Below are 21,396 nucleotides of genomic sequence, written 5' to 3'. Positions count from 1 at the left end.
CGGATGATGGCAAAAGAGGCGACATGCATTAAATACGCCTGAATCATCCTGCAAAGGCGTCCCGCGATCGGCGGGGGCGCCTGTTTTCTTGGCCAGGCGCTGCGATCGCTGGCGAAGTTCCTCGACGATCGGATTCCCGACATGCTTAATGAAGTTCAATCAGCGCGGGCCGAACAAGCGCACGCCAAGCGTGCGCTGGGTAGGTATCAGCACGCACGAAGGATGGTGCTTGCCGCCCTCGTGGTCGTCATGTTCGCAGCGCTGCTGTTTGGCCAGTCTGCTTTTCCTCCCGAAAGCGTGCCGCACGAAACGATCGAAATGGTCGGCGTCCTGCTGATCTTTCTGGGCATTGTCGGGCGCTTGTGGTCAACGCTCTATATCGGCGGACGCAAATCCTCCGAGGTGGTTACCGGCGGACCCTATTCGATCACCCGCAATCCGCTCTATGTCTTCTCCTCTATAGCTGCCGCCGGCGTCGGCGCGCAGATGGGCTCGATCACTGCGGCGATCGGCTTCGCGGTGATTTGCGCCGCCGCCTTTCATGTCGTCATCCTGCGCGAAGAGAAGTTCCTGAAGGAGGCCTTCGGTACTCCATTCCAGGCGTATATGGCGCGGGTGCCGCGCTTCTTTCCGAAGCTTTCGCTGTATCAGGAAGGCGACACCGGCAGCTTCAAGCCGCGCCTGCTGCGGACGACGCTGCTCGACGGACTGGTATTCCTCGTTGCCCTGCCTTTTTTCGAATCGATCGACGGCGCCCAGCAATCGGGCATACTGCCGGTGCTGTTCCGTTTCCCATAGGCACAGGGTGTTGCGCGCCGGCCCGCTTTGACGTATAGCACCGCCGTTCCCAAAAACCGCCCGGCAGGGCATGCCGTGGCGGTTTCATTTGCTTTTCGGGCTTTGGTCGGCCTGAAGCGAACAAAAAGCCGCGATGATGCGCACATAAACGGAGTAGCAAAATGCCCAAGATGAAGACCAAGTCAGCCGCCAAGAAGCGGTTCAAGATCACAGGTACGGGTAAAGTCCTGTCGGCTGCGGCCGGCAAGCGTCACGGCATGATCAAGCGTTCCAACAAGTTCATTCGAAATGCCCGCGGCACGATGGTTCTGGCTGAACCGGATGGCAAGAAGGTCATCAAGAATTTTCTGCCGAACGGCCTCTAAGGCATTCGGTCTGGACAACGTTTTAAGGAGATCATGACATGGCACGCGTAAAAAGAGGCGTCACTTCGCACGCCAAGCACAAGAAGGTCCTGAAAGCCGCCAAGGGTTTTTATGGCCGCCGCAAGAACACGATTCGCATCGCCAAGCAGGCGGTGGAAAAGTCGCTGCAGTACGCCTACCGCGACCGCAAGAACCGCAAGCGTTCGTTCCGCGCTCTCTGGATCCAGCGCATCAATGCCGCGACCCACGAGCATGGCCTGACCTATGGTCGCTTCATCGACGGTCTCAACAAGGCCGGCATCGAGATCGATCGCAAGATCCTGTCGGACATGGCCATCCACGAGCCGCAGGCATTTGCCGCACTTGTGGCCAAGGCCAAGGTCGCCCTCGAATACCTCAAGAACACCACGCCGAACGCTTTTGAAAGCGCTGTAGCCTAACCAGCGCCTTCCCAAGCACTTCGACACTTGATTTGGGAAACCCGCGCTGGCAGGGCTGGCGCGGGTTTTTCTTTGCCTCCAATCGGGCCTGAAACATGAGTGACATGGAAACCCTCGAAAATTCCCTGATGACCGACATCGCGTCGGCCGCCGACGAGGCCGCGATCGAAGCCGTGCGTGTTTCAGCGCTCGGCAAGAAGGGCTCGGTCTCAGAAATGCTGAAGACGCTCGGCTCGATGAGCGCAGAAGAGCGCCAGATAAAAGGCCCGGCTATCAACGGCCTCAAGACCCGCGTCACCGAGGCGCTTACGGCGCGCCGCGCCGAGCTGAAGGACGTGGCGATCGCGGCACGGCTCGCGGCGGAAAAGGTCGACGTCACATTGCCGGTGCGGCAATCGCCGGCCGAGCGCGGCCGCATCCATCCGATTAGCCAGGTCAGCGACGAGATTGCCGCGATCTTCGGCGACCTCGGCTTTGCCATCGCCGAAGGCCCCGATATCGAGACCGACTATTACAATTTCACCGCGCTGAATTTCCCCGAAGGCCATCCGGCGCGCGAGATGCACGACACCTTCTTCTTCCAGCCGGACGAGAAGGGCGAGCGCAAGCTTTTACGCACCCACACCTCTCCGGTGCAGATCCGCACCATGGAGGTGCAGAAGCCGCCGATCCGCATCGTCATCCCCGGAAAAACCTACCGGCAGGACTCCGATGCCACCCATTCGCCGATGTTCCATCAGGTCGAGGGACTGGTGATCGACAAGACGGCCAATGTCGCCAACATGAAATGGGTGCTGGAGGAGTTCTGCAAGGCCTTCTTCGAGGTGCCGCAGGTCAAGATGCGCTTCCGGCCGTCCTTCTTCCCGTTCACCGAACCCAGCATGGAGGTGGACATCCAGTGCGACCGTTCGCGGCCGGGCGAGGTGCGCTTCGGCGAAGGCTCCGACTGGATGGAGATCCTCGGCTGCGGCATGGTCCACCCCAACGTGCTCCGCTACGGCGGGCTCGATCCCGACGAGTATCAGGGCTTTGCCTGGGGCATGGGCATCGACCGCATCGCCATGCTGAAATACGGCATGCCGGACCTGCGCGCCTTCTTCGACGCCGATGTGCGCTGGCTGTCGCATTACGGCTTCCGGCCGCTCGACATGCCGACGCTATTCGGGGGCTTGAGCGCATGACAGCGGCCCACACCGGCGGCTGCCGTTGCGGCGCCGTGCGGTTCGAGGCTTCGGCCGAACCGCACCATGTCAGCTATTGCCATTGCGGCGATTGCCGGCGGGCCAGCGACGCGCCGGTGTCGGCTTTCATCGGCTTCATGACCGAGCAGGTCGCCTTCACGGGCAAGGCGCTGAAGATGTTCGAGAACGGGTCGGTGACGCGCTCCTTTTGCGGCGTCTGCGGCTCGCCGATCGCCCATGTAGACGAGCGGCTGGCCGACCATATCTATTTCGTGCTCGGCGCCATGGACATGCCGGCCTATTTCAAACCGACGCACCATGCCCATGTGCGCGAGCAACTGCCCTTCCTGCACATGCCGGACGACTTGCCGCGCCATTTGAAGACCAGCGTGCCCAGACCATCAGACGGAACACAGTCATGAAACTCACCCTCTCCTGGCTCAAGGATCATCTCGAGACCGACGCCTCGCTGGCCGAGATCGTCGAGCGGTTGACCTCGATCGGCCTCGAAGTCGAGCATGTCGACGACAGGTCGAGCCTGAAGCCGTTCGTCATCGCCAAGGTGCTGACGGCGGTGCAGCATCCCGACGCCGACCGGCTGCGCGTGCTGACGGTCGATACCGGCGACGGCAAGGCCCCGGTGCAGGTCGTCTGCGGTGCGCCCAACGCCCGCGCTGGCCTGATCGGCGCCTTTGCAGCACCCGGCACCTATATTCCCGGGATCGACGTGACGCTGGCGGTCGGCAAGATCAGGGGTGTCGAAAGTCATGGCATGATGTGCTCCGAGCGCGAGCTGGAGCTTTCCGAAGAGCATGACGGCATCATCGACCTGCCCGCCGATGCGCCTGTTGGCACCAGCTACGCCGCCTACTCGCATCTCGACGATCCGGTCATAGAGATCAATTTGACGCCGAACCGTCCGGACGCGACCAGCGTCTATGGCATCGCCCGCGATCTGGCGGCGAGCGGACTCGGCCGCCTCGTCGGCGGCGCGATCATGCCGCATGCCGGCGACGGCATGTGCCCGGTCAAGGTGAAAATCGAAGCACCGGAGCTCTGCCCGGGTTTCGCGCTCAGGCTGGTGCGCGGCGTGAAAAACGGCCCGTCGCCGAAATGGCTGCAGCAGCGGCTGATCGCCATTGGGCTGAGACCGATCAGCGCGCTGGTCGACATCACCAACTACGTCACCTTCGACCGCGGCCGGCCGCTGCATGTGTTCGACGCCAACAAGGTCGCCGGCAACCTCACCGTGCGGCGGGCCAGCGATGGCGAAAAGGTACTTGCCCTCGACGGGCGCGAATACACGCTGACGCCTGACATGTGCGTCATAGCAGACGAGGACGGCGTCGAATCGATCGCCGGCATCATGGGCGGCGAGCATTCCGGCTGCGACGAGAACACCACCGACGTGCTGATCGAATCCGCACTTTGGGATCCCATCACCACCGCGCGCACCGGCAGGACGCTAGGCATCATCAGCGATGCGCGTTACCGGTTCGAGCGCGGCGTCGACCCTGAATTCATGGTGCCCGGGGTGGAACTGGCCACCAAGCTGGTGCTGGATTTCTGCGGCGGGACGCCGACCGAAACCGAAGTCGTCGGCTATGCCGGCCATGTCGAGAAGATCGTTTCCTTCCCGTTGTCAGAAGTGAAGCGGCTGACCGGCATCGAGGTGCCCACGGACGGGATTCTCGCCATCCTTTCGCGCCTCGGCTTCAAACCGGAAGGCGTGGGTGATGTCATCAATGTCACCGTGCCATCCTGGCGGCCGGATGTCGACGGCAAGGCCGACCTGGTCGAGGAAGTCATGCGCATCCACGGCATCGACAATATCGCGCCGCAGCCGCTCGGCGCGCATGATGCCGTGAATGCCAAGATCCTGACCACGCTGCAGATCCGCACCCGCGCCGCCAAGCGGGCGCTGGCTGTGCGCGGCATGATGGAGGCGGTCACCTGGTCGTTCATTCCGGCAAAACATGCCGAACTGTTCGGCGGCAGCGAGACAGCACTCAAGCTCGCCAATCCGATCGCCGCCGACATGTCCGACATGCGGCCGTCGCTGCTGCCGGGCCTGATCGCCGCCGCGCAGCGCAATGCCGACAAGGGCATCGGCGATGTCGCGCTGTTCGAAGTATCGGGCACCTATGAGGGCGATGCGCCCGACCAGCAGCGACGCGTCGCCGCCGGCGTTCGGCGCGGCACGGCCAAGCTCGAAGGCTCCGGCCGGCATTGGGCCGGCAATGCCGGTCCGGTCGGCGTTTTCGACGCCAAGGCCGACGCGATCGCAGCACTCGACGCCTGCGGCGCGCCGGTCGAGCGGCTGCAGATCGAGGCCGGCGGCCCGGCCTGGTATCATCCCGGCCGTTCCGGCACGATCAAGCTCGGACCTAAAGTCATCTTGGGAACGTTCGGCGAATTCCACCCTAAGACGCTGGAGGAACTGGACGTCTCCGGGCCGCTCTGCGGCTTCGAGGTCTTCGTCGACGCCGTACCCGAGCCGAAGGCCAAACCGACGCGGACGAAACCGAAGCTGGAACTGTCTGCCTTCCAGGCGGTCAAGCGCGATTTCGCCTTCGTCGTCGACAAAGCGGTCGAAGCCGTCACGCTGACCCGCGCCGCCCTTGCCGCCGACAGGAAGCTGATCACCAATGTCTCGGTCTTCGACGTGTTCGAAGGGGCATCGCTCGGCGCGGCCAAGAAATCGATCGCCATCGAAGTGTCGATCCAGCCGGTCGATAAGACGCTGACCGACGAGGATTTCGAGACGCTGGCAAAGCGCATCGTCGAGAATGTGAACAAACAGACCGGCGGAGTGCTGCGGGCATAAATCGGATTTGGAAACAAAGCAGGGGCGCAGGAGCGCCCCTTCTAATTTTCATTCGGCCGGTGTCTAGCCGTTGACCAGCGCCAGCATTTCTTCGGTATAGCGCTTTCCGGCTCCGCTTCCGCTTCTCCAGCGGCATCCTCTACCGCTGGGAATTCGAGAAGGACGGCGAGGAGATCGAGCTGGCGGTGCAAGGGCCGCTGATCCTTGACGAGGACCATCTGATCGCCAATGCGGCGATCGACGGCGCCGGCCTTGCCTTCGTGTTCGAGGATTATGTTCGCGATGGCATTGCCGACGGCAAGCTCATTCGCGTGCTGGAGGACTGGTGCCCGCCGTTCGACGGTTTCTTCGTCTACTATCCGAGCCGCCGCCAGATGCGACCGTCGCTCAGGGCTTTTGTCGATTTCTTCAAGACGGCGGGATAGACTGTCGACAGTGGAAGAAAGCCGGGGCCGCCGGCGTTTGCTGGCCATGCCCGCATTGATCACAAATAACTCCACCCGCTATGGCTGGGCGGCAATCGCCCTTCACTGGCTGATCGCGGCGGCCTTCATCGGCCAGTTCGTGCTCGGCGTCGTCATGATGCGGGTATCCAGCCAGCGCACCGCCTTCGAGCTGATCCAACTGCACAAATCTTTCGGTTTCCTGCTGCTCGGCCTGGTGATCCTGCGCATTGCCTGGCGGCTCGGCAATGCGGTGCCGGCGCTGCCACGCTCGGTCGGACGCTTCGAGCGCCGGACAGCGCCGCTCGTCCATTTCGCGCTCTACGCGTTTCAGCTCGCGCTGCCCCTGTCCGGCTGGGCGCTGGTGTCGGTGTCGGTGCTGGAGATCCCGAGCGTGCCGTTCAACCTGTTCGTCATGCCGGACCTGCCACTCGCGGAATCGGACCCGGCGGAAAGCTTCTGGACGTTGGCGCATTCGTATCTCGCCTATGCCGGCATCGGACTTGTCGCCCTGCATTTCGCCGCGGCGCTGCGCCATCATTTTTTGCTGAAGGACACGGTGCTAACGCGCATGATCACGCCTTCGTCGGATCACAACGCGGAATAGAGCGGGAGGCTCATTCGTTGGTGGGGCGAGGGCGCTAAAAAGCGTTGCCTCCAAAAAGGATCACGCCAATGGTTGCGCGCATCTTCGGATTTGCGGCGGTCGCCGCTTGCCTTGCCGTGCCTGTTTTCGCGGCGGTGGCGCTCAGCGACGCTGCCGGCAGCTACACGATCAGCCCGGCCGGTTCCAGCATCCGTTTCTCCGTCGGCAAGGCCGGCGGCGGCGGGCTCGCCGGCGCCTTCGCCCGCTTCAAGGGCAGCATCCGCATCGACAACAGCAATATCGGGCGCTCCCAGGTCAATATCACGATCTTTCCCGAAAGCGTCGGCACCGGCCAGCGCCGCGTCGACGCCTTTCTTCGCTCCGACGCGGTGTTCGACGCAGCCAACAACCCGGAAATCCAGTTCCGCTCGACCAGCGTGAAACGCACCGGCGACACGTCAGCCCTTGTCACCGGCCGTCTGACGGCGCGCGGCAAGACTTTTCCGGAAAAGTTCACCGCCGAGCTCGCCGGCCTCAAGGCGGGCACGATCAGATTACATGTCACCGGCAAGGTGCTGCGGTCGCGCTACGGCATGGATGTCGGCACGCCGATCTATTCGAACGTCGTGGACTTCGACATGACGCTTACAGGTAGAAGGGGATAGCCTTTGGACCTGGGTTCCTCTCCCCACTACGTGGCACGAGGAACCCAAGCTCTGCGGAGGGCAGCGCCGGCACCCGAACAAGCCGCAGACGATCGCCTTGCTCCCTGCCATGCTTCGCGTTGGCTTTTCCGCCGATTTCAGGCAAACCTCGACGTCTGCAATTTAAAGATGGAGAAGCCTGATGTTCCGATGGGGTGTTTTGTCGACGGCCAAGATCGGCCGCGAGCATCTTTTGCCCGCAATAGTCGAGGCGGAGAACGGCGTGCTGTCCGCGATCGCCAGCCGCGACATTTCGAGGGCCCGGGCCCTGGCCGATCGTTTCGGCGCGCCCCATGCCTTCGGTTCCTATGACGAGCTGCTCGCATCCAAGGACGTCGACGGCGTCTACATCCCGCTGCCGACCGCGCAGCATGTCGAATGGACCGCCAAGGCGATCGAGGCCGGCAAGCATGTTCTGGTCGAAAAGCCGCTGGCCCTCGATGCCAAGGAGATTCCGCCGCTGATCAAGCTGCGCGACGCCAAGAACGTGCTCGTCTGCGAAGCCTTCATGGTCGTCTACCACCTGCAATGGATCAAGGTGCGCGAGCTGATCGCCAACGGCGCCATCGGCCGGTTGCGCCATGTGCAGGGCGCGTTCTCCTACTACAATGTCGATCCCAAGAACATGCGCAACCAGCTCGATCTCGGCGGCGGCGCGCTGCCCGACATCGGCGTTTACCCCACGGTATCGACTCGTTTTTCGACGGGCAAGGAGCCGCTGCGCGTCCAGGCGACGATCGAGCGCGACAAGACGTTCGGCACCGACATCTACTCTTCGATCCGCGCCGATTTCGGCGACTTCGAACTGTCGTTCTACCTGTCGACCCAGATGGCGGCGCGGCAGGTGATGGTATTCCACGGCGAGAAGGGCTTCATCGAGGTGCTTTCGCCGTTCAACGCCGGCATCTACGATCATCATCGCATCGAGCTGCACAACCAGAACCACAGCGAGGCGCAAGTGTTCCGCTTCCCCGGCATGCAGCAATACCGGCTGGAGGTCGAGGCGTTCGCGCGGGCGGCACAGGGCGGCACCGACCGCGTCTTTACGCTGGAAGAGTCGGTGCTCAACCAGAAGGTCATCGACGCCATCTTCCGCGCCGGCGAGAAGGAAGGCTGGGAGACGGTCTGACGATCCGTCAAAGCCGGGAGGAGAGCCGGGGAGAAGAGAATGGCTGATGATGCCGATGTGATCATTGTCGGCGCCGGCCTTGCCGGCCTCGTCGCCGCGGCGGAACTGGCCGAGGCCGGAAGAAGATCGTCGTCGTCGACCAGGAGCCGGTCCAGTCGCTCGGCGGTATCTTCCTCGTCGATTCGCTCATGGTACTCGGCGCTGGAAGGCACGTTTCTCGGCGGCTGCATCTTTTCCGGGCCGCAGCGCCGGCCGCGCGGCGTCACGCGGGATGGGCTAGACCCCTTTTACCAGATCCACTCGCCGCGTCCCAGAACCGCTACCGCGTCGACGATCCGGGTAAAGCTCGAGCGCGCGCGGCCGACCGTATGCCGGGCTCTGAGATAACCATGTACCAGCCCCGGCTCTTCGAACCAGAAGGCGTGGCCGTCTGCCGCAACGACGCGGTCGCGATAGGCCTCGCCGTCCGACGAGAGCGGGTCGCATTGTGCGGTGATCAGCACGGTCGGCGGCAGATTGGCAGAATCGGCGTCGGCCAGCGGCGACAGCGTGAGATCTCCGGTGCGGTCTTCGCCGCCGGTCCTGATATTCGTGTAGAAATCGAGGTCGCGCACTGTCAGCATCGGCGCCTCGGCATGGGTCACGTAAGAACCTTGCGTGCGGTCGCCGCCAAGGCCGGGATAGATCAGTACCTGGCCGATTGGCCTTCGCGCATGGCCGCGTGTTGCGTGGCTGACCGCAGCGGCGAGATTGCCACCGGCGCTGTCGCCGCAAAGCAGGATCGGACGCTTGTAGATCGTCGCCGCCCATTCGAAGGCGCTGATGGCATCGTCGAAGGCGGCTGGATGAAGATGTTCCGGCGCCAGCCGGTAGTCGACCGAAACCACTTCATAGCCGGTGCGGGCGCAAAGCTCGGCGCAGACGTCGTCATGGCTGTCGAGCCCGCCAAGAATAAAACCGCCGCCGTGGAAATAAAGCACCATCGCGGCCGCTTCCGGCGCCGGGGTCCGATAAATGCGGATCGGGACCGGATGCGAAGGCGTGACAATGGCGGTGGTTTCCGCCGTAACCCCTTGCGGATAGCCGGCAGAGAACTCGCGGCACATGCGGTCGTAGATTTCGCGCTGCTGGTCGATCGTGTAGTCGATCATATCCGGTGGATAATAGGAATTGGTCCGCTCGATGAAGGCCCAGGTCTCGGCGTCGATCAGCTTTTTGTAGTCGGTCATGGGAACTGAACGGACCGTAACGAATCCGCCTGGGCACCCCCCTCTGTCCTGCCGGCCATCTCCCCCTCAAGGGGGGAGATCGGATGTCCCATCGGCTTTCGCCAATCTCCAGCGCGGCAGGAAGGGTGAATGGGCCGAAGCTGCCAATCTCCCCCCTTGAGGGGGAGATGCCCGGCAGGCCAGAGGGGGGTGGGAAGAAAAGCCATCATCTCCGCAGGATCATTTTCCCTTCCACACCGGGTCTCGCTTTTCGGCAAAGGCGCGAAAACCCTCGAGATTGTCCTCCGAGCCGTACAGTGCGTCAACCGTCGGCAATTGGCGGCGCGTCACCCGGTTCATTGCGTCCTGGAAGGTGAGCGATTCGGCGATCCGCGCCGTCTCCTTGATCGCGGCAAAGACCAGCGGCGGACCGTCGGCCAGCAGCCGTGCGATCTCCCAGACGCGGTCTCCGAGTCTGTCCTTGGGCAGCACCTCGTTGACTAACCCCCAGCGATGCGCCTCGGCGACATCCATCCAGCGGCCGGTGAGCAAAAGATCCATGGCGACGTGATAGGGAATGCGCTTCGGCAGCTTGATCGTCGCTGCGTCAGCCAAAGTGCCGGCACGGATTTCGGGCAGCGCAAAGGAGGAATGATCCGACGCGTAGATGAGGTCGCATGATAGCGCCAGCTCGAAACCGCCGCCGACCGCCATGCCGTTGACGCAGGCGATGACCGGCTTGTTGAGGTCGCGCAATTCCTGCAGCCCGCCGAAACCGCCAACGCCATAGTCGCCGTCGACCGCATCGCCGCCGGCCGCGGCCTTCAGGTCCCAGCCGGCGCAGAAGAACTTGTCGCCGGCGGTCTTGACAATGGCGACCCGCAGACCCGGATCGTCGCGGAACGCCTTGAACGTTTCGCCCAACAGGCGCGAGGTCTTCAGGTCGATGGCATTGGCCTTGGGCCGGTCGAGCGTGACTTCGAGGATGGTGCCCTCGCGGCGGGTGGTGATGACGTCAGACATTCTTTTTCTCTCCAAGCACCAGCAGCGCGTCGGCGATCCAGGCGCCTTTGCCTTGCGCGCAGACGATCAGCGGATTGATGTCGAGTTCCTCGATCTCGCCGGCATTTTCCTGCACGAAGGCGGCGATGCCTGATATCGCATCGATGGCGGCCGCGACATCGGCCTTGGGCCGGCCGCGATAGCCTTCGAGCAGCGGGAACAATTTGAGCCCGCGCAATGCCGCCTCGATGTCGTCGCGTGTCGCCGGCAGCATCAGCGTGACGCTGTCGCGCAGCAGTTCGACCAGCACACCACCGGTGCCGAGCGTCATAACCGCGCCGAACATCGGGTCGCGGGTGAAGCCGACGAGCAGTTCGGCGACGCCGTCGCGCACCATGCGCTCGACATAGAGGCCGGTGCCGAGCGCATAGAGATCATGGGCGGCGGTGCTGACGGATTCGGCATCCCTGAGGTTAAGCCGCACCGCGCCGAGCTCGGATTTGTGAGTGACGCCCAAAGCCTTCAGCGCAACCGGAAAACCGAGCGCCATCGAGGAGATCACCGCCTCGACCGCATTGCCGGCGCGTTCGCCCCTCGGCACGGGAAGCCCGGCCTCGATCAGCCGCGCTTTCGCCTCGGCCTCGTCAGGCGTGACATGGTCGCTGGCCGGCGCACCTGACGCGGAGGTGTCGATCGGCTGCGCCTGCGGCTCGCGCCAGGCCCAGCCGATGAAGGCGGCCGCCTGGGCGGCGTCCATTGCCTCGGAAATGCCGAACAACGGCACCATGCCGCGTGCCATCAGCCCGGCGGTGTATTCCTCGGGCAGGTTCTCCGGCAGCGAGGAGACGATCGCGCCCTGCGCCTTGTTGGACGTCAGCGCCGATTCGAAGGCGCGCAGCGTCGTCCACCAGTCGGTATCGGAGCAGCGGTCGGGGCGCGGGAAATCGAGCACCAGCATGTTGAGGTCGAAGCCGCCCGACACCATGGCGGTGAAGGTGGCGGTCATCGCCGGCTCGTTGTTCCAGATGAAGGTGTGGTAGTCGAGCGGGTTGGCCACCGCAACCAGCGGCCCGAGCGTCGATTTGACGTGGGCGCGATGCGTGTCGGTCAGCGCCGGGAAATTCACCCAGCGGCCTTCTGCGCTGTCGGCCATGACAGACGCTTCGCCGCCCGAACAGCTCATCGACGACAGCCGGTAGCCGGGCAGGGGACCTGTGACGTGCAGCAGCTTGAGCGCCTCGATGAAGGCAGGGATGGAATCGACGCGGGCGATGCCGAGCCGCTTCAGGAAGGCGCCCGAGGCCGCGTCCGAGCCGGCCAGCGACGCGGTATGCGAGACGGTCGCTTGCCGCGCCTGCTCGGAGCGGCCGACCTTCATGGCGATGGTCGGTTTCTTCAGCTCTCGCGCCCGCGCGGCCAGCCTTTCGAAGCCGGCTACTGAATCGAAGGCCTCGATATGCAGGCCGAGCGAAGTGACGCGATCGTCCTCGATCAGGCCGAGCGCCATTTCGGAAAGGCCGGTCTGTGCCTGGTTGCCGGCAGTCATCAGAAAGGCGATCGGCAGGCCGCGCTTCTGCATAGTCATGTTGATGGCGATGTTCGACGATTGGGTGATGATGGCGACCCCGCGGCCACCCTCGGCCAGCCTGATGCCGCCATGCTGGTCGGGCCATAAAAGCGCGCCGTCGGCATAATTGATCAGGCCGTAACAGTTCGGCCCGATGATCGGCATCTGGCCGGCCGCTGCGACTAGTTCGGCCTGCAGCCGCTCGCCGTCCTCGTCATAGGCCTCGGTCTCGAGAAAGCCGGCGGCAAAGCAGACGGCGCCGCCGGCACCGCGCTCGGCCAACGCCTTGACCACTTCGATGGTCAAATGCCGGTTGACGCCGACAAAGGCAGCGTCCGGCGCTGCAGGCAGGTCGGCCACCGAGCGATAGGCCTTGCGGCCGGCGACCTCCTCCTTGGTCGGGTGCACCGGCCAGATCTCGCCGGCAAAGCCCATCTTGATCGACTGCGCGACGACGGCGGCAGCCTGCGCGCCGCCGAAGACGGCAATCGTTCGCGGGCGCAAAAGGCGCTCAAGTTTGTGCATCGATCAGCCCCCGAACGGGCGCAACAGCGCCCGCGAGATAATGTGGCGCTGGATTTCCGAGGTGCCTTCCCAGATGCGCTCGACGCGGGCGTCGCGCCAGATGCGCTCCAGCGGCAGGTCGTCCATCAGCCCCATGCCGCCATGGATCTGGATTGCTTCATCGGCGACGAAGGCGAGCATTTCGGTGGCCTTCAACTTGGCCATGGCCATGTCCTGATCAGTGACGGTGCCCTGATCGTACTTCCAGCCGGCTTCGAACACCATCAGGTCGGCCGCCTTCAGTTCGGTCGCCATGTCGGCGAGCTTGAACGACACGCCCTGGAACTTGCCGATCTGCTGGCCGAATTGCTGCCGCTGAGCGGCGTATTCGACGGCATGGCCAAGCGCCCGCTCAGCCCGGCCGAGACAGGTGGCGCCGACCTGCAGGCGGGTTGCGCCAAGCCATGAATTGGCGACGTCGAAGCCCTTGTGGACCTCGCCGAGCACTTGGGCTCCGGGCAAGCGGCAATCGTCGAATTCGAGGATGGCGTTGGTGTAGCCGCGATGCGAGACGTTGCGATAGCCGTCGCGCACCGTAAAACCCTTGGTGCCCTTGTCGACGAAAAAGGCGGTGATCTTCTTGCGTTTGCCGCGCGGCGTCTCCTCTTCGCCCGAGGCCATGAAGACGATGGCAAAATCGGCAAGGTCGGCATGGCTGATGAAATGCTTGGTGCCGTTCAGCACCCAGTCGTCGCCGTCCTGCACCGCGGTCGCCTTCATGCCGCGCAGGTCGGAGCCGGCACCTGGCTCGGTCATCGCCAGGCAGTCCCATTTCTCGCCGCGAATGCAGGGATAAAGGTATTTCTCGCGCTGCTCCGGCGTGCCGGCCAACAGGATGTTGGAAGGCCGCGCCACGCAGGTCCAGTGCAGCGCGTAATTGGCACGGCCGAGCTCTTTTTCGTAAAGCAGCCAGGTCACCGTGTCGAGCCCGGCGCCGCCGACTTCCGTCGGCATGTTGGCGGCATAGAGACCGGCTTCGATTGCCTTGGCCTTGATCTCCTCGATCAGCTCACGGCGCAGCACGCCGGTGCGCTCGACTTCGCGCTCATGCGGGTAGAGCTCATTCTCGACGAAGGCGCGCGTCGTCTCGACGATCAGTTTCTGTTCTTCGGAGAGGCCAAATTCCATAGTATTAGCCTTTCTTCTTTTTCTTCGGCTTTTCAGCCTTGGCTTTTTCGGCCGCCTTGGAAGCGGTGGGCTTCTTCGCCGCAAGCCTGGCGAGCTGCTTGGTATAGTCCTTGTGCAAGGCGCCGGCGCCCCAGCCCTTGCCCTTGTTCTGTTTCGACAGCGCCTCCATGATGGCCACCAGATTCTCGTCGCGGATCTTTTCGAGCTCACGGATCGACAGGCCATGCGCCTGGTCGTCCGACTGGGTGGCGATCAGGTCGACCAGTTCGTCGTTGAACTCCGGCACATCCATCAGCTTGGTCCATGGCCATTTCAGGCACGGCCCGAACTGCGCCATGAAATGGCGCATGCCGGCCTCGCCGCCGGCGACGCGATAGACCTGGAACATGCCCATCTGCGCCCAGCGCAGGCCGAAGCCATAGCGCATGATGTCGTCGAGTTCCTCGACCGTGCAGATGCCGTCCTTGATCAGCCACAGCGCCTCGCGCCATGCCGCCTCCAGCAGGCGGTCGCCGACGAAAGCCTCGATCTCCTTGCGGATCACCACCGGCTTCATGCCGATCGAGGCGTACATCTCCTTGGCGACTTCGATCGCCTCGGGAAAGGTCTGTTCGCCGCCGACGATCTCGACCAGCGGCAGGAGGTAGACCGGGTTGAACGGATGGCCGACGACCAGCCGCTCCGGATGCTTCTTCATCGCCACCTGCATGTCGGTCGGCTTGATGCCGGAGGTCGAGGAGCCGACGATGGCGTTGGCCGGCGCATAAAGGTCGATCTCGGCCAGCACGCGGTGTTTCAGTTCGAGCCGTTCCGGTACGCTTTCCTGGATGAAATCGGCATCGGCGACGGCATCGGCGATGGTCTTGGCAAAGGTCAGTTTGCCCGCTTTTGGGAGGCCGTCGGGCAGCATCTGTTTGTAGGCGCGGCGCGCGCCTTTCATCACTTCGCCGACCTTGCGCGAAGCTTCCGGGTCGGGATCGAAAATCGACACGTCGATGCCATTCAAGAGCAGCCGCGCTACCCAGCCGGCGCCGATGACGCCGCCGCCGATTGCAGCTGCCTTGGTGATGATGCTCATGCGGAGGCTCCGGTGGTTCTTGTCCTGGCTATTTCCAGATCGATCAGGGGCACGCGCTCGCCGGCGCGGATCACGGTGGGGTCATAGGCCCTGCGGGCAAACACTTCGAGCACGATGGGCCGGAAGAAATCGATCGGCAGCGTCTCGTAATCCGGATCGAAGCTCGACTGGTCCCAGCGCTCGCAGAACTGGTCGCAATCGTCGAAATAAAGATGGCCGGCGAAACGGTCGCGGGCATGGGGATTGCCGCCGAGATGGTGGGCGTAATAGAGGCGCTGGAAGTCACCGTGCTTTTCCACCACCCAGGTGCATTGCTCGCGCACGAAGGGTTTTAGGATCGAAGCTGCATATTCGTCGTGATTGTAGGGCGCGTAGATGTCGCCGATGTCGTGCAGCAGCGCGCAGGTGATCCAGTCGGTGTCGGCGCCGTCGCGCCATGCGCGCGTCGCCGCCTGGAGCGAATGGCCGAGCCGGGTGATCTTGTAGCCGGACAAGCCTTCGTCGAGCTGGACAAGCGCATCAAGCAGCCGTTCCCCAGTCTTCGCCGCATAGTCGATCTCGTGCTCGGTGAGGAACGCGTAGTCGTCGCGGTCGCCGTCCTTCATGGCGGTGAATTTCACGGTCTTCATCGGCGGCTCCTCCCTACCGATTCCCTGTTCAAAGCGGCGCGCGCTTCGTCAAATTGAGCTTCTTGCGCACCTCGTCCGGGCCGATGACCCTTGCGCCCATGTTCGACACGATGCTGACCGCCCGCTCGACCAGCTGCGCATTGGTCGCCAGCACGCCCTTGTCGAGCCAGAGATTATCCTCGAGCCCGACGCGGACATTGCCGCCGGCCAGCACCGCGGCGGCGGCATAGGCCATCTGGTTGCGGCCGATGGAGAAGGCCGACCAATTCCAGCTCGACGGCACATTGTTGACCATCGCCATGAAGGTGTTGAGATCATCGGGAGCGCCCCATGGCACGCCCATGCACAATTGCACGAGAGCATCCGGATCCAGCACCTTTTCCTCGACGAGCTGTTTGGCAAACCAGAGATGCCCGGTGTCGAAGGCCTCGATCTCCGGCTTGACGCCGAGCGCCGTCATCATGCCGCCCATGGCGCGCAGCATGCCGGGCGTATTGGTCATGACATAATCGGCTTCGGCGAAATTCATCGTCCCGCAGTCGAGCGTGCAGATTTCCGGCAGGCACTGGCGCACATGTTCCACGCGGTTGGTCGCGCCGCCCATATCGGTGCCTTTCTCGTTGAGCGGTAGCGGATTCTCCGGCGAACCGAACACCATGTCGCCGCCCATGCCGGCGGTCAGGTTCAGCACCACGTCGACATCTGCAGCACGGATGCGCTCGGTTACTTCGCGATAGAGCTGCACGTCGCGCCGTGGCTTGCCGGTTTCGGGGTCGCGCACATGGCAGTGGACGATCGCCGCGCCCGCTTTTGCCGCATCAATGGCCGAATCGGCAATCTGCTTGGGCGAACGGGGCACATGCGGGCTACGGTCCTGCGAGCTGCCGGACCCGGTCACGGCACAGGTAATGAAAACCTCACGGTTCATCGTTAGCGGCATGGACTTTCCTCCCAACCAGCACAGACGGCCCAATCAAACATGGGCCTGATCGAACAGACGGCAACAATGCCTGACTTGCCGGAAACTGTTTTGCGTTTTACGAAGCTCGCATGATGAAAAACGAAAAGCCTTCGATCTTTCGCGCCGAACGCTCGACGCTCAAGGTAACGCTTCTGATATTTTCCGGGTCGTCGATCATGTGCGTGGCATCGGCGGTCGATCCGCTGCGCGCCGCCAACCGTATTGCCGGCGAGACGCTGTTCGATTTCAGGCTGGTTTCGGTGACCGGCGAAGCGCCGGTCACCACATGCGGCCTGCCGGTTGCGGTCAGTGGCCGCTTCGATCCGGCGGATATAACGGATATGCTTGTCGTCATCGCCGGTTTCGGTACGCAGAACTATGCCACATCGGCTCTGCTTGCCGGCCTGCGCCGGGCGGCGCGCGCCGCACGCGCCTGCGGCGGTGTCGAAGCCGGCACCTGGCTGGTGGCGCGCGCCGGCCTGCTGGAAGGACGGAGCGCTACCACGCATTGGGAGGACATGGAAGATTTTTCGTCGGCCTTTCCAGGCGTCGATGTGCGCCCCGACCGCTATGTCATCGACGGGCCGGTCTTCACCTCGGGCGGCGCTTCGCCGACCTTCGACCTGATGCTGCATCTGATCCGCACGCGGCTCGGCATGGCTGCCGCGCTCGATGTGGCAAGTGTCTTCATCTACGATCAGGCGCGCGCCGCGACCGACGCGCAGCCGCTTGTCTCGCTCGGCCGACTCGACGGCTACGATCCCAGGCTGGCGCAAGCCATCCGGCTGATGGAAGCCCATGTCGACCAGCCCTTGACCATTGCCGCGGTGGCAAAGCGCGCCGGGGTGACGGCGCGAACGCTGGAGAGCATCTTTCGCAAGTCGATCGGCGAGACGCCGGGCGCCTATTATCTCAGGCTGCGGCTGGGTGCCGCGCGCCGGCTGGTGATCGACACACGGGTGGCCATGGCCGATATTGCCGGGCGAACAGGATTCTCGTCCGCCGCGGCATTTTCCAGGGCGTTTTCAAGAGCTTTCGGCGAAGCGCCGGTCAGGCTGCGTAAGGGATAGTCGGGATTAGGCAGCGTCCTGGCGGTCGCTTTTGCCGTCGATGTGCGAGCGCATCTGTCTCGCAAGATGGATCTCAAAGCGGCTGGCGACCGCGCGATCCCATTCGTTTGCACTGCGCGCACCGTGCTTCGGATGCGGCAGCGCCATCAGCCGGTCGATGATCGATCCGGCCTCGCCAGATGAGAGCAGGGCGTCGATTTCGCGTTCGTGCTGCATATCGTTTCGCCTCCTTCTTTCTGTTCCCGCCACCGACCACATATACGAGATTCGTGACGGCTGTTTGAAGGCAAGAGCGAGGCGATTGAGGGGCGGTGCGAGGCAAAACCTTGTCGTCAGTTCCGTCCCCGCGCAAAGCTGTTCCGGACGGCGGGTCGGTCAAGAGACCCGCCGGTGCGACACCTCAGACATACCGGTTGACGATATTCTCGAGCAGTTCCTGGCGGCCGGATCGAGGCTGCGGCTCGATCTTGTTCTTGACGACGCGTTCGGTGATCTCCTCCAGCGTCCTCTTGCCGGCAAGCATCGCCTTGGCCTCAGCCGAGTTCCAGCCGGCATAGCGCTCGGCCAGCGGTCCCGACAGCGCCTTGTCCTCGACCATGCGCGCAGCAGCCTTGAGGCCGCGTGCACAGCAATCCATGCCGCCGATATGGCCAATCAGCAGATCCTGCGGGTCGAGCGACTGGCGCCGCAACTTGGCGTCGAAATTGGTGCCGCCGGACTTGAAGCCGCCAGCCTGCAGGACCTGGTAATAGGCCAGCGCCATCTCCGGCACATTGTTGGGGAACTGGTCGGTGTCCCAGCCCGACTGGTAGTCGTTGCGGTTCATGTCGATCGAGCCGAAGATGCCGAGCGCACTGGCCAACGCCAGTTCATGCTCGAAGGAATGGCCGGCCAGGATGGCATGGCCCTGCTCGATGTTGAGCTTGACCTCCTTCTCCAGCCCGAAGCGTTTCAGGAAGCCGTAGACCGTGGCGACGTCATAGTCGTACTGGTGTTTTGTCGGCTCCTGCGGCTTCGGCTCGATCAGAATGGTGCCCTTGAAGCCGATGCGGTGCTTGTAATCTACGACCAGGTTGAGGAAGCGGCCGGCCTGTTCTTGTTCGCGGGCAAGATCGGTGTTGAGCAGCGTCTCATAGCCCTCGCGGCCGCCCCACAGCACATAATTCTCGCCCTTCAGCCGCTTGGTGACATCGATGCAGTGTTTCACCGTCGCTGCCGCATAGGCAAAGACATCCGGATCGGGATTGGTGGCGGCACCCGCCATGAAGCGGCGGTTGGAGAACAGGTTGGCCGTGCCCCAAAGCAGCTTGACCCCAGTCTGCTTCATCTTCGACGCAAAGTAATCGGCGATCTCATCGAGGCGCGCGGCACTTTCGGAAAAATCTTTTCCTTCCGGCCGCACATCGGCATCGTGGAAGCAGAAGTAGGGGGCACCGAGCAGCGCAAACATGTCGAAGGCGACATCGGCCTTGAGCTTGGCCAGCTCCATCGTGTCGGTGCCGCCGGCCTTGGCGAACCATGGCCGCTCAAAGGTCTGGCCGCCGAACGGATCGCCGCCCGGCCAGGCGAATGAATGCCAGTAGGCGACGGCAAAGCGCAGATGGTCTTCCAGCCGCTTGCCGGCGACAATTTCGTCGGGATTGTAGAACCGGTAGGCCAGCGGATTGGTCGAATCTGGCCCCTCATATTTGATCTTCTGGATGTCGCCGAAAAAGCCGCTGGTCATGATTGTCTGTCCTCTCGCATGGTTCTGTCCTGATTACCTCAGGCGTAATTGGTTTCGCGTTGGCGTTGGATGAAAACGGTCATGTCAAAGCCCCTCAACAAAGGAGACAGACCATGACCGACCTCAACACGATCGCCGAAAACTACATCACTGCCTGGAACGAGAGCGACGCCGTGCGCCGGCAAACCTTGCTCAAGGCGGCCTTCACCGAGGACGTCAGCTACCGCGATCCGATCATGCAGGGCGACGGCCACGACGGCGTCGACGCACTGATCGAAGGCGTCCAGCAGCGTTTTGCCGGCTTCCGGTTTTCGCTGAAGGGCAAGCCGGACGGATTTGGCGACACGATCCGCTTCTCGTGGAATCTCGGGCCGGAAGGCACGGATTCCGTCATCGAAGGCACCGACATCGGCGTCATCGAGAATGGCCGCCTGAAGAGCGTCACCGGCTTTCTCGACAAGGTTCCGGCACAGTGAGGTCATCTCAGGCCTCGGCGGGGGTGGGAAACCACTCACGCCGTGGCGGCCTTGATGGCTGGGTAAAGCAAGCGGTAGCGCTGATAGGCATCCGCATAGGCATTGCTTAGTGCGGCGACCGGCTCGATAGTGGCATCGGTGGCCGGCGCCGTGCACACTCTGAGCGGATCGGCGCCCGTCGCCGCGATCATGCCGAGTCGCGCCGCACCGAAGGCAGCGCCGAAATCGCCATCGGCCGGGATGTCGACGGGCAGGCCGAGCGCGGTGGCGATTGCCTTCAGCCAATAGCGCGAGCGCGAGCCGCCGCCGATCGCCGTCACCCGCGTCAGCGTCGTGCCGGCCGTGGCCAAGGCCTCGAGACTGTCGCGGAAGGCGAAAGCCACACCTTCGACTGCCGCCTGGGTCAGCACAGCGCGGCTCGATTCATGCGCAAGCCCGGTGAACGCGCCGCGGATGGCCGAGTCATTGTGTGGCGTACGCTCGCCGGAGAGATATGGCAGGAAGGACACGCCGGTCGGCGCCTTCAGCGTATCGCCGAGTTCGGCGGTCAGCTCGCCGGCACCTTTCCCTGATATCTCCGACAGCCAGTTGAGCGAATCGGTTGCCGACAGGATGACGCCCATCTGGTGCCAGGTGTCGGGCAGCGCGTGGCAGAACGTATGCACCGCGCTTTCCGGGTTTGGCAGATAGGCGGCGTTGGCGGCAAACAGCACGCCTGACGTGCCAAGCGAGACGAAGGCCTGGCCGGCTGCGACCGTGCCCATGCCGCAGGCCGACGCCGCATTGTCGCCGGCGCCGCCGGCGATCGGGATGCCGGCCTGCATTCCCCATTTCGAGGCCAGTTCGCTGCGCAGGGCGCCGGCCTTCTCAGTGCCTTCGACCAGTGACGGCATCTGCTTCTGGTCAAGCGACGTGGCGGAAAGCAGGTCGGATGACCAGCCTCGCTTGCCGACATCGAGCCAGGACGTGCCTGCCGAGTCCGACATCTCCGAAATATGTTCGCCGGTGAGCCAGAGCCGCAGGAAATCCTTCGGCAGCAAGACCTTTGCCACTTTGGCGAAAACATCCGGCTCGTTGTTTTTCACCCAGACCAGCTTTGGCGCGGTGAAACCGGGGAAGACAATGTTGCCGGTCAGATTGCGAAAGCGCGGATCGGCGTCGAGCTTGGCCGCCTCGGCATGGCTGCGCGTGTCGTTCCACAGGATGCAGGGCCGCAGCACCTGGTCGCCGGCGTCGAGCAAGGTGGCGCCGTGCATCTGGCCGGAAAGGCCGATGCCCTTCACGGCGGCGAGTTGTCCTGGATACGAGGCGTTGAGCTCGGCAATTGCTTCCTCGCAGGCGCGGATCCAGTCGGCGGGGTTCTGCTCGGACCAGCCGGGATGCGGCCGCGACACGTCGAGTGAAGCATGGCCAGAGCCGATGACAGTCTGCCCGGCATCGATCAAAAGCGCCTTGACGCCCGACGTGCCCAGATCGAGGCCGAGATACATTGTGTCCTCCCACTGCCATTAATT

21 protein-coding genes and 2 pseudogenes are annotated in these 21,396 nt (G+C 63.4%); 13 read left to right on the top strand and 10 right to left on the bottom strand.

Annotation, left to right across the window (positions count from 1 at the left end; genetic code table 11):
- The first annotated feature begins 141 nt into the window (after window positions 1-141).
- The 11 genes and pseudogenes from A9K68_RS01790 to A9K68_RS31200 all read left to right on the top strand — a co-directional run.
- Window positions 142-798, top strand: coding sequence for an isoprenylcysteine carboxylmethyltransferase family protein (locus A9K68_RS01790; protein WP_065011508.1), 657 nt, complete (start codon window positions 142-144; stop codon window positions 796-798).
- Between the two features lie 161 nt (window positions 799-959).
- Window positions 960-1,163 (top strand): 50S ribosomal protein L35, encoded by a 204-nt coding sequence (gene rpmI / locus A9K68_RS01785; protein WP_006201248.1) that lies wholly within the window; start codon window positions 960-962, stop codon window positions 1,161-1,163.
- Between the two features lie 38 nt (window positions 1,164-1,201).
- Window positions 1,202-1,603, top strand: a complete 402-nt coding sequence (gene rplT / locus A9K68_RS01780; RefSeq protein WP_006201247.1) for a 50S ribosomal protein L20 — start codon at window positions 1,202-1,204, stop codon at window positions 1,601-1,603.
- Between the two features lie 95 nt (window positions 1,604-1,698).
- The gene (gene pheS / locus A9K68_RS01775; protein ID WP_065011507.1) at window positions 1,699-2,784 is read left to right on the top strand and encodes a phenylalanine--tRNA ligase subunit alpha; all 1,086 of its coding nucleotides are present in this window, start codon (window positions 1,699-1,701) and stop codon (window positions 2,782-2,784) included.
- The gene (locus tag A9K68_RS01770; RefSeq protein WP_065011506.1) at window positions 2,781-3,206 is read left to right on the top strand and encodes a GFA family protein; all 426 of its coding nucleotides are present in this window, start codon (window positions 2,781-2,783) and stop codon (window positions 3,204-3,206) included. Before pheS ends, A9K68_RS01770 begins: the two co-directional genes overlap by 4 nt.
- On the top strand, window positions 3,203-5,611 hold the full coding sequence (pheT, locus tag A9K68_RS01765) for a phenylalanine--tRNA ligase subunit beta (protein WP_065011505.1): 2,409 nt from the start codon (window positions 3,203-3,205) through the stop codon (window positions 5,609-5,611). Before A9K68_RS01770 ends, pheT begins: the two co-directional genes overlap by 4 nt.
- Window positions 5,612-5,721: 110 nt before the next feature.
- Window positions 5,722-6,036 (top strand): annotated as a pseudogene (locus A9K68_RS01760) (LysR substrate-binding domain-containing protein); the annotation flags it as partial.
- 46 nt (window positions 6,037-6,082) lie between these two features.
- Entirely contained in the window at window positions 6,083-6,661 is a 579-nt protein-coding gene (locus tag A9K68_RS01755) for a cytochrome b (protein ID WP_065008560.1), read from the top strand.
- Between the two features lie 68 nt (window positions 6,662-6,729).
- Window positions 6,730-7,305: a YceI family protein gene (locus A9K68_RS01750; protein WP_065008559.1), complete on the top strand. Its 576-nt coding sequence runs from the start codon at window positions 6,730-6,732 to the stop codon at window positions 7,303-7,305.
- Window positions 7,306-7,486: 181 nt separating this feature from the next.
- The gene (locus A9K68_RS01745; protein WP_029347491.1) at window positions 7,487-8,473 is read left to right on the top strand and encodes a Gfo/Idh/MocA family oxidoreductase; all 987 of its coding nucleotides are present in this window, start codon (window positions 7,487-7,489) and stop codon (window positions 8,471-8,473) included.
- A 39-nt stretch (window positions 8,474-8,512) separates the two neighbouring features.
- Window positions 8,513-8,658 (top strand): annotated as a pseudogene (locus tag A9K68_RS31200) (FAD-dependent oxidoreductase); the annotation flags it as partial.
- A gap of 102 nt (window positions 8,659-8,760) precedes the next feature.
- On the opposite strand, the gene A9K68_RS01735 reads toward A9K68_RS31200, so the two are convergent.
- The 7 genes from A9K68_RS01735 to A9K68_RS01705 form a co-directional block, all read right to left on the bottom strand.
- Window positions 8,761-9,702 carry an alpha/beta hydrolase gene (locus tag A9K68_RS01735; protein ID WP_065011043.1) on the bottom strand — a complete coding sequence of 314 codons (942 nt, stop codon included), beginning with the start codon at window positions 9,700-9,702 and terminating at the stop codon, window positions 8,761-8,763.
- 219 nt (window positions 9,703-9,921) lie between these two features.
- Entirely contained in the window at window positions 9,922-10,704 is a 783-nt protein-coding gene (locus A9K68_RS01730; RefSeq protein WP_065011042.1) for a carnitinyl-CoA dehydratase, read from the bottom strand.
- On the bottom strand, window positions 10,697-12,775 hold the full coding sequence (locus A9K68_RS01725; RefSeq protein WP_065011041.1) for an acetate--CoA ligase family protein: 2,079 nt from the start codon (window positions 12,773-12,775) through the stop codon (window positions 10,697-10,699). Before A9K68_RS01725 ends, A9K68_RS01730 begins: the two co-directional genes overlap by 8 nt.
- 3 nt (window positions 12,776-12,778) lie before the next feature.
- Window positions 12,779-13,942: an acyl-CoA dehydrogenase gene (locus A9K68_RS01720; RefSeq protein ID WP_065011040.1), complete on the bottom strand. Its 1,164-nt coding sequence runs from the start codon at window positions 13,940-13,942 to the stop codon at window positions 12,779-12,781.
- Between the two features lie 4 nt (window positions 13,943-13,946).
- Window positions 13,947-15,020 (bottom strand): 3-hydroxyacyl-CoA dehydrogenase NAD-binding domain-containing protein, encoded by a 1,074-nt coding sequence (locus A9K68_RS01715; protein WP_065011039.1) that lies wholly within the window; start codon window positions 15,018-15,020, stop codon window positions 13,947-13,949.
- On the bottom strand, window positions 15,017-15,649 hold the full coding sequence (locus A9K68_RS01710; RefSeq protein ID WP_065011038.1) for an HD domain-containing protein: 633 nt from the start codon (window positions 15,647-15,649) through the stop codon (window positions 15,017-15,019). The genes A9K68_RS01715 and A9K68_RS01710 overlap by 4 nt, the downstream gene beginning before the upstream one ends.
- A gap of 28 nt (window positions 15,650-15,677) precedes the next feature.
- Window positions 15,678-16,589 carry a 3-keto-5-aminohexanoate cleavage protein gene (locus A9K68_RS01705; RefSeq protein WP_029347504.1) on the bottom strand — a complete coding sequence of 304 codons (912 nt, stop codon included), beginning with the start codon at window positions 16,587-16,589 and terminating at the stop codon, window positions 15,678-15,680.
- 110 nt (window positions 16,590-16,699) lie between these two features.
- Between A9K68_RS01705 and A9K68_RS01700 the strand changes: the two genes are divergently transcribed.
- Window positions 16,700-17,680: a GlxA family transcriptional regulator gene (locus A9K68_RS01700; RefSeq protein ID WP_065011037.1), complete on the top strand. Its 981-nt coding sequence runs from the start codon at window positions 16,700-16,702 to the stop codon at window positions 17,678-17,680.
- A 6-nt stretch (window positions 17,681-17,686) separates the two neighbouring features.
- Here the strand turns inward: A9K68_RS01700 and A9K68_RS01695 are convergent, their stop codons facing one another.
- The gene (locus tag A9K68_RS01695; RefSeq protein ID WP_065011036.1) at window positions 17,687-17,896 is read right to left on the bottom strand and encodes a hypothetical protein; all 210 of its coding nucleotides are present in this window, start codon (window positions 17,894-17,896) and stop codon (window positions 17,687-17,689) included.
- Window positions 17,897-18,080: 184 nt separating this feature from the next.
- Window positions 18,081-19,406, bottom strand: coding sequence for a xylose isomerase (gene xylA, locus A9K68_RS01690; RefSeq protein ID WP_065011035.1), 1,326 nt, complete (start codon window positions 19,404-19,406; stop codon window positions 18,081-18,083).
- Window positions 19,407-19,519: 113 nt separating this feature from the next.
- On the opposite strand from xylA, the gene A9K68_RS01685 reads away from it, so the two are divergent.
- Complete coding sequence (locus A9K68_RS01685) at window positions 19,520-19,882, top strand: nuclear transport factor 2 family protein (RefSeq protein ID WP_065011034.1); 363 nt, start codon at window positions 19,520-19,522, stop codon at window positions 19,880-19,882.
- Window positions 19,883-19,917: 35 nt separating this feature from the next.
- Here A9K68_RS01685 and xylB read toward each other — a convergent pair whose 3' ends face one another.
- Window positions 19,918-21,372: a xylulokinase gene (gene xylB / locus A9K68_RS01680; RefSeq protein ID WP_065011033.1), complete on the bottom strand. Its 1,455-nt coding sequence runs from the start codon at window positions 21,370-21,372 to the stop codon at window positions 19,918-19,920.
- Window positions 21,373-21,396 lie beyond the last annotated feature (24 nt).

The organism is Mesorhizobium sp. AA22 (assembly GCF_001672375.2).
In the GTDB taxonomy this organism is placed as follows: domain Bacteria; phylum Pseudomonadota; class Alphaproteobacteria; order Rhizobiales; family Rhizobiaceae; genus Mesorhizobium; species Mesorhizobium wenxiniae.
Note: the sequence above shows the minus strand (reverse complement) of the source record. Positions and strands in the feature narration are given on the sequence as shown.